Annotated in this window: 9 protein-coding genes and 1 pseudogene; 1 reads left to right on the top strand and 9 read right to left on the bottom strand. The window is 71.8% G+C overall.

What is annotated here, in order from left to right; translation table 11 throughout:
- Nucleotides 1-58: 58 nt before the first annotated feature.
- Nucleotides 59-1,234, bottom strand: coding sequence for an MFS transporter (locus ACSG06_RS14610; protein WP_440991435.1), 1,176 nt, complete (start codon nt 1,232-1,234; stop codon nt 59-61).
- A gap of 260 nt (nt 1,235-1,494) precedes the next feature.
- Here ACSG06_RS14610 and ACSG06_RS14615 point away from each other — a divergent pair, with 260 nt between their 5' ends.
- Nucleotides 1,495-1,665, top strand: a complete 171-nt coding sequence (locus ACSG06_RS14615) for an HVO_0758 family zinc finger protein (RefSeq protein WP_175526347.1) — start codon at nt 1,495-1,497, stop codon at nt 1,663-1,665.
- On the opposite strand, the gene ACSG06_RS14620 is transcribed toward ACSG06_RS14615, so the two are convergent.
- From ACSG06_RS14620 to ACSG06_RS14655, 8 genes and pseudogenes are all read right to left on the bottom strand, one after another.
- Complete coding sequence (locus ACSG06_RS14620; RefSeq protein WP_440991016.1) at nt 1,666-2,754, bottom strand: aldo/keto reductase; 1,089 nt, start codon at nt 2,752-2,754, stop codon at nt 1,666-1,668. It lies immediately after the preceding gene.
- 294 nt (nt 2,755-3,048) lie between these two features.
- A complete protein-coding gene (locus tag ACSG06_RS14625; protein WP_440991017.1) occupies nt 3,049-4,209 on the bottom strand; it encodes a DHH family phosphoesterase in 1,161 nt (386 codons plus the stop codon).
- A 43-nt stretch (nt 4,210-4,252) separates the two neighbouring features.
- A complete protein-coding gene (locus ACSG06_RS14630; protein ID WP_440991018.1) occupies nt 4,253-5,143 on the bottom strand; it encodes an SDR family oxidoreductase in 891 nt (296 codons plus the stop codon).
- 75 nt (nt 5,144-5,218) lie between these two features.
- Nucleotides 5,219-5,650 (bottom strand): DUF5791 family protein, encoded by a 432-nt coding sequence (locus ACSG06_RS14635; protein ID WP_440991436.1) that lies wholly within the window; start codon nt 5,648-5,650, stop codon nt 5,219-5,221.
- Between the two features lie 127 nt (nt 5,651-5,777).
- A pseudogene (locus tag ACSG06_RS14640) lies at nt 5,778-8,831 on the bottom strand (DUF7286 family protein); the annotation flags it as partial.
- Entirely contained in the window at nt 8,819-9,721 is a 903-nt protein-coding gene (locus ACSG06_RS14645) for a DUF7284 family protein (RefSeq protein ID WP_440991019.1), read from the bottom strand. The pseudogene ACSG06_RS14640 and the gene ACSG06_RS14645, both read right to left, overlap by 13 nt.
- Nucleotides 9,718-10,080 carry a DUF7285 family protein gene (locus ACSG06_RS14650; protein ID WP_440991020.1) on the bottom strand — a complete coding sequence of 121 codons (363 nt, stop codon included), beginning with the start codon at nt 10,078-10,080 and terminating at the stop codon, nt 9,718-9,720. The genes ACSG06_RS14645 and ACSG06_RS14650 overlap by 4 nt, the downstream gene beginning before the upstream one ends.
- Nucleotides 10,081-10,087: 7 nt before the next feature.
- On the bottom strand, nt 10,088-10,564 hold the full coding sequence (locus tag ACSG06_RS14655) for a DUF7283 family protein (protein ID WP_440991021.1): 477 nt from the start codon (nt 10,562-10,564) through the stop codon (nt 10,088-10,090).
- Nucleotides 10,565-10,580 lie beyond the last annotated feature (16 nt).

Genomic DNA, 10,580 nt, shown 5'->3' on the forward strand with positions numbered 1-10,580 from the left:
CACAGTCCTAAAACGGCCCCGACTGGGGAACGGGTTTCCGGGGCCAGGTTCGAGTCGGTCAGGGCTCTGCACCGGCGGGCAACCGGTCGAGCAGGTACAGCCCGACGAGACCCGCCAGCACCAGCACGAGCACCGCCGCGAAGCCGCGGAACGCGGCGTCGTAGCCGATGCCGGCGTCGACGAGCAGGCCGACGGCGACGCTGCCGGTCGCCTGCACGAGCATCATCGACCCCGAGTAGAGCGCGTACGCCGACGCCCGGTTGTCGTCGGGCAGCGAGTCGAGCATGAACGTGTCCATCGCGGGGAACGTGCTGTGGACGATGTAGCCGAGCACGAGCGTCACCGCCACGATCGGGAGGAACCCACCGACGACGGTCAGCCCGAACAGCGAGACGGCGAACCCGCCGAGCAGCGCGAGCAGCAGCGGGACGTGTGGCACCCGGTCGGCGAGGTCGCCGGTCAGGAGGAACGCCGGCACGCCCGCGAGGAAGACGAGCGTCAGCAGCGTCCGCCCCTGTGCCGCCGAGAGGTCCTTCGCGACGGTCATGTACCGCACGTAGAAGTTGAAGACGCCGTTCCAGACGAAGCCCGTCGCGCCGAGGATGGCCAGCCCGGTGAGGATGATCTTCCACTGCCGGCGGAGCGCCGAGAGCAGGTCGCGGTCCTCCGTTCCCGCCGCCGGCATCGTCGTGCGACGCGCGACGACGTAGAAGACGGCCGTCGTGACCGCCGTCACCGCGGCGATGGCGACGAAGACGACCCGCCACGCCTCCGTCTGTCCGAGCACCGGGACCGCCCAGCGCTCCCGGATGAGCACCAGCCCGACGAACGAGGGCGCCGCCACGGCCGCGAGCTGGCTCGACATCCCGTGGACGCCGATGGCGCGGCCGACCCGTCGAGGGAACAGCTCGCTCACGAGCGGGTTCGCCGCGATGAAGTACGCGCCGCTGGCGAGGCCCATGCAGAGCGCGCCGACGTACACCATCGTCAGCGAGGTCGCTGCGGCGGTGAACGCGGCCGACGCGGTCAGCACGAGCCCGGTCCAGCCGACGACGCGATGGCGCGCAACCCGCGTCAGGACGTAGCCCGTCGGGATGCGCGGGAGCGCGCTGCCGATCCACGCGAGCGTCGCGATGAGCCCGACCGCACCCTCCGTGCCGATGCCGAACTGCACCCGGAACGGGTCCAGCAGCGGCGCGAAGACGACCCGCGCGAAGTTCACGAGGAACACCATCGTACAGAGCGAACCGAACACGCCGAGCCGGCCGTCCCGGGGGCGCTCGGACTCGCTCTGTTGCTGTTCCGTCACGAACCGTGTTACTCCCGGCGTGCGTTCAAACCTTTCGAACCGAAACAGAATTGCCGGTCGTTCGCCCGTGCCGTCTACCGCGGTCGGCTGGCGTCGGTGACGCTCCGCCGCACCCCGGTTCGTGCCAGCGACGTGCCTCGATGACACCCGGGTCTTTTTCCCGCCCCCCCTCGTAGCGTCGCCACATGAAATCGGTCAGGAAGGCGCTCAGAGACGGCACGCTGGAGAAGGACACGTACGAGCGGCTCAACTGCGCCGAGTGCAAGAAGACGCTCAAGACGAAGAACGACCCGGACGAGGTGGGCACGGTCCGGGTCTGCCCCGACTGCGGCGGCGAGTGGAAGGAGATCCGCTAGTCACTCGAACGTCGCGTCGAACGCGTCCGCACCCAGCGGCTCGAACCGTCCCGCGTCGACGTTCTCGGCGACGTGCTCGGTTCGACTCGCGCCGACCAGCGAGCAGGTCACCCCCGGCGCCGACCGAGCGAAGTTGATCGCGCGCTGTACCGTCGTCTCGCCAGCGACGCGTGCGTCCACGTCCTCGGGGAGCCCGTCGGCGAGGTCGCCCTGCAGGATGGAGGCGCTCGTGAACACGTCGAGGTCGGCCTCGTGTGCGAGCCGGAGCGTGCTCACCCGTCCGTCGGCAGACGACTGGGCTTCGACGGTGAACGCGTCGGCCATGTGGACGTTGAACGGGAGCTGCACCGCCCGGAAGTGCGTCGCCGCGTTGCCCGCCGACTTCGCCGCCGACCGCGCCCGGCCGACGACCTCCGCCAGCGAGAGGTAGGAGTCGTGGTCCGCCGGCACCCGGAAGCACTCCCAGGTCGCCACGCCGTAGTGGTCGATGTCGCCCGCGGCCGCACGCTCCTCGAGCAGCTCGAATGCCGCCTCCAGGCGGTCGTACACCGTCTCCCGGTCGTGCTCGGCCAGCTGCGTCTCCGGGTTGTGGACGTAGTAGAGGTCGATGGTGTCCAGCCCGAGGTTGGACAGCGACCGGTCCAGCTGGTCGTCGAGGTAGTCCGGCGCCATGCAGTGCGCGCCCCGCACCAGCTCGTCGGGGTCCACGAGCCCGGTGTCCACGTACTCCGACCGGATGTACGCACCCGGCTCGTCGGGCCGCGAGCCGTCGAACGGGACGAACCCGCCCTTCGTCGAGACGAGGACGGCGTCGCGGTCGACGTCCGAGGTCTCGAGTGCCTGACCCACCACGCGCTCCGAGCGCTGACACCGGTAGTTGATGGCCGTGTCGACGACGTTCACGCCCGTCGCGAACGCCTCCACGATGGCGTCGTGGTACCGCTCGTCAACCTCGTCGGTGGGGTCGCCGAGGTACGTGCCCACGCCGATGCTGGAGACCAGACCGTCGCCGAACCGCCGGTAGAACGTCCGCGCGAACGCGTCGTGGAACTCGTCGCGGTACGCCCACGACGCATTGCTGGTGACCATGGCTGGGTGTAGTTGGGTGGGCGTGAAAAGGAGCGCGTTCGATTTCCGAGAGTCATTGCCGGATTTCGTGGGGCTAGCGTGGCTGGAAACAGTCAGAGATCCCTGTCTGACGTGGGACACACTGGAAACCACAACAGCCAGAAAGCCCCGAGGCGGTCGACTCCCGGGACCCGACTGCGCTCCTCGTGCCTGCGGTGCTCATCCCTCGCGCGAGCTGGCTCGCGGCCTCCGGCACGCTCACCAGTCGCGAGCCAGTGGTGGGAAGTAAATCGTCGCTCCGTCGAAACCAGCCGGCTATCCTCTCGCACCTGCCAGCGCGTCGAACAGACGCTGCTTGAAGTCGTCGCGGGAGACGCCGTCGGAGGGGCCGAGGCCCTCCATGTGCTCCTTCGAGAGCTGGCCGCCGCCCATGCGTGCGTGGCCGCCGGCGTCGGCCATCGGGATGTCGGCGACGACGGCTCGCAGGGCCTCGCCCATGTGGATGCGGTCGTCGCGCGACCGCCCGGACATGTGGACGGTGCCGTCCTGCTCACCGAAGACGACGACGGCGCTGACGCCTTCGAGGTGCATCAGCTCGTCGGCGGCCTGCGGGATGGCGTCGACGTTCGGGATGGCGCCGAGGTCGCAGACAGCGAACGGTCCGTCGACGTCCTTCTCGACGATGGCCTTCGCCTTCGTCTTGAGCACCTCGTCCGGGACCTGCGGGTTGGCGATGCGGTCGAGCAGGTCCTCGTTGACGACCGGGTAGAGGTAGGCGCTGGCGTCGAACTCGGCGGCCGAGCAGCCCTTCGTCAGGTCGTTCGTGTCCGAGAGGATACCGTAGATGAGCCCGGTCGCGGTCTTCGACTTGAGCGCGAGGGTCTCGTCGCCGTTGCCCGGGGTCGCGTCGAGGTCGTCGAAGTACTCCGCGAAGATGGTCGCACACGCGCCGTAGTCGGTCCGGATGTCGGTGTGCTCGGTGCCGGTCCCGTTGCCGGGGTGGTGGTCGACGACCGCGTACGGTTCGACGCTCTGGGCACCCTGGAAGCCACGGGCGGTGTTGTGGTCCACGAGGATGACCGTGTCCGATTCGAGATCGCCGGCGGTCTCGATCTGGTCGAGGTCGAGGTCGAGGACGGTGCGGAACGCTCGGTTCTCCTGGTGGCGAATCTCGCCCGGGTACTGCAGGGAGACGTCGGCGCCGGCGTGTTCACAGAGGTCGGCGGCCGCCATCCCGGCGGCCATGGCGTCCGGGTCCGGATTCGGATGCAGCAGTATCGTCACCTCGTCGACGCCACGGACCGCGCGGACGAACCGCTCGCCAGGCGACCGACGAAGTCGTTGGACACCGACCAGTCCCGCTCCGGCCCCCAGTACCACCGCGAGCAGCACACCGGCAGCCATCATCGGGTCGTTGGTGGCTGCATCGACGGCGCTGGCGGCGCGAATGGCGGCCGGGGTGACAGCAAACCCCATATCCCACGTCTCACATCGGACGAGTAAGAAGGTTCCCACTCGTTCACCCTGCCCGATACTCCTCGACAGCGGCACGGTACCCGTCCCGGAACGTGGGATAGCGGAACTCGTAGCCGAGCTCGCGGAGCCGTTCGTTCGAACAGCGCTTCGACGTGCGGATGCGGCGCTTCGCCGCGTCGGAGAGCCCCGGGTCGGCGAGTCGCTCCGCCTTCGTCTGCTTCGGTGGCTCGGACACGCCGCACTGTTCGGCGAGCCAGTCCGCGAACGCCCACTTCGAGACGGGTTCGTCGTCGACGACCTGCACGACGTCACCGTATGCGAGGTCGTTCTCCAGCAGGAACCGTACCGCACCGGCGGCGTCGTCCCGGTGCACCATGTTCAGGTAGCCCTCGGTGACCGGGCCGGAGAGGTACCGCTCCAGCCGGTAGCGGTCGGGGCCGTAGAGTCCGGCGAACCGTGCCACGGTGCCGTCGATGCCGTGACTCTCCCCAGCGCCCAGCGCCAGCTCCTCTGCCTCGACCAGGACCTCGGTCTTCGGTGTGGTCGGGTCGAGCGGCGTCGACTCGTCGACCCAGTCGCCGTCGTGGTCGCCGTGGACGCCCGTGCTGGAGGTGTAGACGAGTCGGTCCGGCGGGGACTCCCGTGCGTCGAAGTGGTCGAGGACGGTCTCCTGCCCGTCGACGTAGATGCGCCGCGCGGCGTCTGCACCCCGCCCGCCGGTGCTCGCGGCGAAGACGACGGCGTCGGCGTCGGGGACGGCAGCGAGGCTCTCGCCGTCGGTGAGGTCGGCCTCGACCGCCTCGAAGCCGGCCGCCTCGATGGCCGCCAGTCCGTCGGCGGAGCGTCGGACGCCGACGGCGTCGTGCCCCGCCTCGGTCAACTGCCGCCCCAGTTCGATACCGACGTAGCCGCAGCCGAGAATCGCGACGCGCATGGCCGCCGGTAGGGGCGAGGAGGTGTTAGGGGTACCGGGACTCGGTCGTGCCGACCGACGTCGCGCGCACGCCGGTTACGGCTGGTGCGTCGCGATGACGTGCTGGATGTAGACGAACTCGCGGAACGTCATCGGGGCGCGGCGCTCGATCTTCTGTTGCACCTCGGTCGCCTCCAGGTTCAGCGGCAGCTCCGCGGTCACGGCGTCGATGTCGAGCACGCCCGTCGTCATACCGAGCAGGAGGTGCTCGCAGGCCATCTCGTGGACGGTGTCGGCGTCGGCGACCCCGTCGGCCAGCGCCTGGATCGCCGCGGCCTGTTCGAGCGTCAGGTCCTCCGGGATCTCCTCGTGGGCGATAGACTCGACGAGCGACCTGTCGAGCCCCGTCTCCTCGACGACCGCGTCCACGCCGTGCTCGTCGACGACGGCGGCGAGGTCGGCGGCGTACTCGGATTCCAGTTCGGGCGGCGACTGTCCCGACACGTCGGTCCGGTGTTCGTGGAACATGGTGGTCCGTTCGCCCCGGCGCGTACAAGTCAGTGCTGCAATCGGACGCGTTCGCGGCTCCGGGCGGCGCGGTGGTGCCGGCCGACGTTGGCCACCGCTCCGGGCCGGGACAGGGCCAGCCGCCGGTGTGCTCGTCCGCGACGCCGTTCCTGTCCCCGACGCCCTGCTTGCCCGGCGGCACCGCGATGACGACGGCGACGCTGTTCTCGAAGGAGACGCGGTCAGCGTGGCCGACCCGTTCGGAAGCCCCGTCACCGTCGACGTCGAACGCGACCGGCGCGCCGTCGCGGCTGTAGACGAACCCACCTGGTGACCCGGGCGACCCCCTGTCGACCCGCACCGCGAACCGCGGGTACGTTCCGCGGACGTCGACGACCCAGACGTTCGTCGTGACGACCCAGGAGTACAGCGGCACCAGCGGGACGCCCGTGAACGTGTGTGGCACGTCCTCGTCGCTGCTCCCGTTCAGGTAGCCCTCGACGCCGTTCTGCAGCGCCGAGTGCGCCCCGGCGGCCACGAGACTCCGCTGCTGGCCACGGAGGAAGCGGCTCGCGTCCCCGACCGGTCCCTCCGGGAGCCGCGCTGCCTCGGACTGTCTCGCGTCCCGGAGTGCCGTCCTCGCACGAACCTGCAGTTCGTCGCGATGTCGGGCGGACGCCGCACCGTCACCGGTGTCGGCCAGTCTGCTTGCGCCCTCCCGTGCGATCTGTGGCGCCAGCGAGCCGTTGACGACCGCCCGGGCGCGGTCCGCGTCGTCGGCGTACCGCTCGAACGCTGCTCGGACGGACGCGTCGGCCTCGGGATAGGTGAGCGGCGTGGTTGCCGAGAGGTCGACCGCGACCTGCTCGCGGACGCTGTCCAGCGACTCGTCGACGGCCTCCCGGAGCCGGTCACGGCGCTGGCGAGCGCTCTCGTTCTCGGCGCGCCGGCCGGCGTACTCCATCGCGGCGAGTGTGGGGGTCCCGGTCGCGAGCGCGACCCGGTCCCCGCTGGCTCCCTCGTCGGCCACTCGCGTCACGGTCTCGCCGGCTTCGTTGTACGGGACGGTGAACAGGTTCCAGTTCCGTGCAGTCAGCGGTGCGAAGCCGTCCTCCCGCACAGCTCGTCCCCGGTCGGTGTCCAGCTCGCTCGCGACGAGGTACGACGGGGCGGCCGCGACGTCGAACGAGACCGGGCCCGCCGGTCCATCGCTACCGAGCGTCGGCGCCCCCGGCCGGCTCGCGTTCGCACTGGCGTCCATCGTGGCGTCGGCCTCGGCGAGCGAGTGGCCGTGTTCGGAGAGCGCCGCGTCCACCCCGTCGCGGCTCCGGGCGGTCGCGTCGGCGCGGGACTCGAGTTCCTCGCGGAGCCGGTCGAGGTACGCCGCCCGGGCGGCCGTCCGGAGCCGGTCCGCGACGCTCGGGTACGGGTCGGCAGCCGGGACGAGTTCGCGCCGGTCGGCGGCGAGGTCCTCGGCGAGGGACGAAGCGGGTGTCGCCGACGTCACGAGATCGCCCCGCGTCGTCCTCACCGATCGGTTCCGCGTCCGGTCCCTGAGCGCCGCCGCCGCAAGGTAGGCGATGTCCGCGGCGCCGTCTGGGGGTGAGCCGTAGAGAACCGTCGGCGACTCGTCGAGCTGCCCGATGGCGGCGGCGCCGGCGACCACGTCCGGACCGCCACGTTCGCGGACGACCGAGCGCACGGGGCGGCGGACGTCCTCCTCCGTCTCGCCACCGAGCACACCGCCGGGCTGGAACGCGCCTGCGACCCGCCCGTCGGGGCCCGGTGCGAGCGTAGCGGCTGTCGCGTCGACAGCGACGCCGACCCGGTACGACCGGTTCGCCGTCCGTTCGGTCTCGGTCCGGTTCGGCCCCCGGACCCAGACTGTGGTCGTCGTCTCGGTGACGGTGACGACGCGCTCGTAGGTCTGGAACCGTGTCGAACCCGACGGGCGCGATGGGACCGGTGCGGAGCCGCCGGTGACGGTGACCGCCCGTGTCGTGTGGGTCCTGCGGCGCTCCCAGCCGGGTCCCGGAGGAACCGCGGGCAGCGCCGGCTCCGCGGCGATCTGACGCGTCGTCGCGTGGACGCGGACCGCCGCGCTGTAGGTCCGTCGGACGAGCTGTTCGACGGTCGGGCCACCGTCGCCGTCGAGCAGCCCTCGGATGGCGTCGGTCGCGCTCTCGTTCACACCGACCGTCACCGGGTCGTCGTGCGTCGTCTGCGGCGTGCCGGTCTCGGGAACCGAAGGCACGTCCGGGTCCGAGTTGGCGAACGACCCGTCGAGGTCCCCCAGAACGAGGTCCGTCCACTGGCCCGTGCTGATGCCGGTCTCGCCGGGCGCCTGGTCGAGGGCCTCCTGTGCAAGCAGCCGGGCGCGGGCCCGACCGAGCGCACGCCGGCCCGCGTCGTCGCTCGCGCCGAAGACGCCGCGCTGGGTCGCCAGTGCGGCCTCGTTCGCCGAGAGCGAGACGTGACGGTTGCCAAGGACGTTGTCGACCGGCAGCCCGCCGAACTGCGCGTAGCCACGGGCCCACGTCCAGGCGTACAGCCGCGAGGCGAACTGCCGACCGAGTCCGGGCCCCTCGGTCGGGCCACGGTTCAGCCGACGCTCGTACTCCGCCACCCGGTCGTGGGCGACGAGCACCGGCGTCGCACTGGTGAACCGGACCGTCTCGGTCCGTCGGTCGACGGCGCGATCGTGCCGCCAGAGCGTCACCGAGATGTTCGAGATGGTCACGGACACCGTACCGTTCCCCGTCCGGGTGAGCCGGACCCGCTCGATGGCCGCACGTGCGTCCGCGGGGTCGTCGATGGCGGGGAGGTCGGCCGTCGCACGCGCGTCGCCAGCGCGTGCGTCGACCCCGGTGAGCGCCCGGCGTGCCTGCAGGTACACCCGGAGTTCCAGCGCGTCGCGGAACGCTCGCGACTCGTCGAGCACCCGGCCGTACGTCGTGTTCGCTGGAGCGACGACCGGGTCGGCGGCGGCGTTCCGAGCCGCACGCTGGACCGCCGCCCGGAGCGCCGTCGTCACGGCGGCGTCCGCGCGCTCCATCGCCGCATCGCCGTCGGCCTCGGCACCGCCCGGCGGACGCGAGGCGAACGTCGCCGCGAGCGTCGCGCTGCTCACGAGCAACAGGACTCCTACCACAGCGAACGGGACCCGTGCCCGCTCACCGTCCGCGACCCTCACGGCGACCACGTCCTGACGGTGACCGTCGCAGTCTCGACCGAGATGAGGCTCGCTGCCGCAACGGGGCCGTCCGCGCTCTCACGGAGGTCGTGGCCGTACTCCGACGCCAGCGCTTCGGCGAGACGACCGTTCGCCCGCCGGACCGCGCCGTCCTCGACGGCACCGTCGAGTCCGACGCCGAGAGCGGCCGCCGTTCGACGATAACGGCCGGCCGTCAGCCGGTCGTGCGGTTCGCCGCCTGCGAGCGCGAGCCATGTCGGTTCCGGTGGAAACAGGCGGGCGACCGTTCCGGCCGCGGCCCGCCGTGCGACGGCCTCGACGGTCCGTGGTTCGTCGTCGTCGGTCGCTCCGGGCGCGGCGCCGGCGGCAACCGGCACGCGAAGCGTCGCTGTGTGGACGTCGATTCCGGGTGGGGGGCCGTCACCGACGACCACCCGTCCGGTCAGGGGCGCGTCCGGGTACGCCCGCCAGGTCACGACGACCTGCCACGACGAACGGATACCGGCCAGCCGCTGACGGGTCGCGTTCCGCACGCCGCGCTCGAAGGGGGACCGACCCGCGCTCTCGGTGGCCGCCACGTCGGCGACCGCGGCGCGAGCGAGGAGGCCGGCGACCGTTCCGTGGGCGGTTCGGCAGTCGTCGGGACGGGAGCCGTCCGCCGGTCGACACGCGACGGCTGCCGCGCTCCCTCCCGTCGAGGAGGGTCCAGTGGTGGCGTAGTGGACGGTGGCGGTCGTCGTCCCGAGCAGCGAGGCCGCGCGGTCCGCGGTGTCCGATTCGTCGGGGGCAGGACGCTCGACCGTCGCGAGGACCCCGACGGCCGCGGTGACGAACAGCAGGCAGACCGCCACGTCGAGGACGGTGCTGACCGCGCGGTCGTCGCAGTGCTCGTTAGTCACGTCCACACCTCCACGCGGAGTCGGCCGGAGACGACGACGCCCGGTGCGAGACGGACGCTCACGGGTCGCGCGGCCGTCGCGGCGGTCGGCGGCGCGGCCGGCCCCGCCCGCCACCGCTCCCCGTCGGCAGCCAGCGTCACGGCGACCTGGTACCCGGCCGGACCGGCGGCGAGCGAGTCGTTCAGGTCCGTCGGGTCGGCGACGCCGGTCTCGGTCAGGTTCTCGTGGATCCGCGAGAGCGTCGGCTCGGCGACCCGACGCGAGCTCTCGTCCGCCGGGAGCGAGTCGAGTGCCCCGGCGTACAGCGTGAGTCCGACCGCGACCGCGAACACTGCGACGAGCGCGGCCGTCGGCTCCACCTGTGCCCTACGCGTCGACCAGCGTGACATCCACCTCACCCCATTCGAGGTGCCTGACGACGAGTCGGTCGGCTGCAGGGCCCCAGTCGGCGTCGCTCGCACGCTCGCGGGCCGCCACGACGGCCTCGCGGAACGCGGCCAGCGAGTCGAACGCCCTCCCGGGTGGCACGCCACGGGCGACGCGTGCGAGGGCGGCATCCCCACCGACGGGGACGACCGGCCCGAACGCGAACGTCGCGTGGCTGGTCTCCCCGTCGGTCCGGAGGGCGAGCCGGTCGGGTTCGAGCCGGATCCGATCGGCATCGAGCGGGTGCGCTGCGGCGCTGGCGTAGGTGGATCCAGCGACGGCATCGACCGTCTTGGCGGCGGCCGGGGCGTCGGGCGCGGGCTCGCTGGGCAGTTCGGTCGCGACGCCGGCGACGGCGACGCTCGCCAGCGCGACGGCGACCCAGGTGTACCAGGCGTCGGGTGGTGCGTCGAACATGCAGACCCTGGCCGCG

The sequence above is a fragment of the Haloarchaeobius baliensis genome (assembly GCF_052060055.1).
Lineage (GTDB): Archaea > Halobacteriota > Halobacteria > Halobacteriales > Natrialbaceae > Haloarchaeobius > Haloarchaeobius baliensis.

Coding starts and splice junctions, on each gene's coding strand:
- ACSG06_RS14610 (WP_440991435.1), bottom strand. CDS start 1,234: ATGGTGTTCCTCGTGAACTTCGCGCGGGTCGTCTTCGCGCCGCTGCTG.
- ACSG06_RS14615 (WP_175526347.1), top strand. CDS start 1,495: ATGAAATCGGTCAGGAAGGCGCTCAGAGACGGCACGCTGGAGAAGGAC.
- ACSG06_RS14620 (WP_440991016.1), bottom strand. CDS start 2,754: ATGGTCACCAGCAATGCGTCGTGGGCGTACCGCGACGAGTTCCACGAC.
- ACSG06_RS14625 (WP_440991017.1), bottom strand. CDS start 4,209: ATGGGGTTTGCTGTCACCCCGGCCGCCATTCGCGCCGCCAGCGCCGTC.
- ACSG06_RS14630 (WP_440991018.1), bottom strand. CDS start 5,143: ATGCGCGTCGCGATTCTCGGCTGCGGCTACGTCGGTATCGAACTGGGG.
- ACSG06_RS14635 (WP_440991436.1), bottom strand. CDS start 5,650: ATGTTCCACGAACACCGGACCGACGTGTCGGGACAGTCGCCGCCCGAA.
- ACSG06_RS14655 (WP_440991021.1), bottom strand. CDS start 10,564: ATGTTCGACGCACCACCCGACGCCTGGTACACCTGGGTCGCCGTCGCG.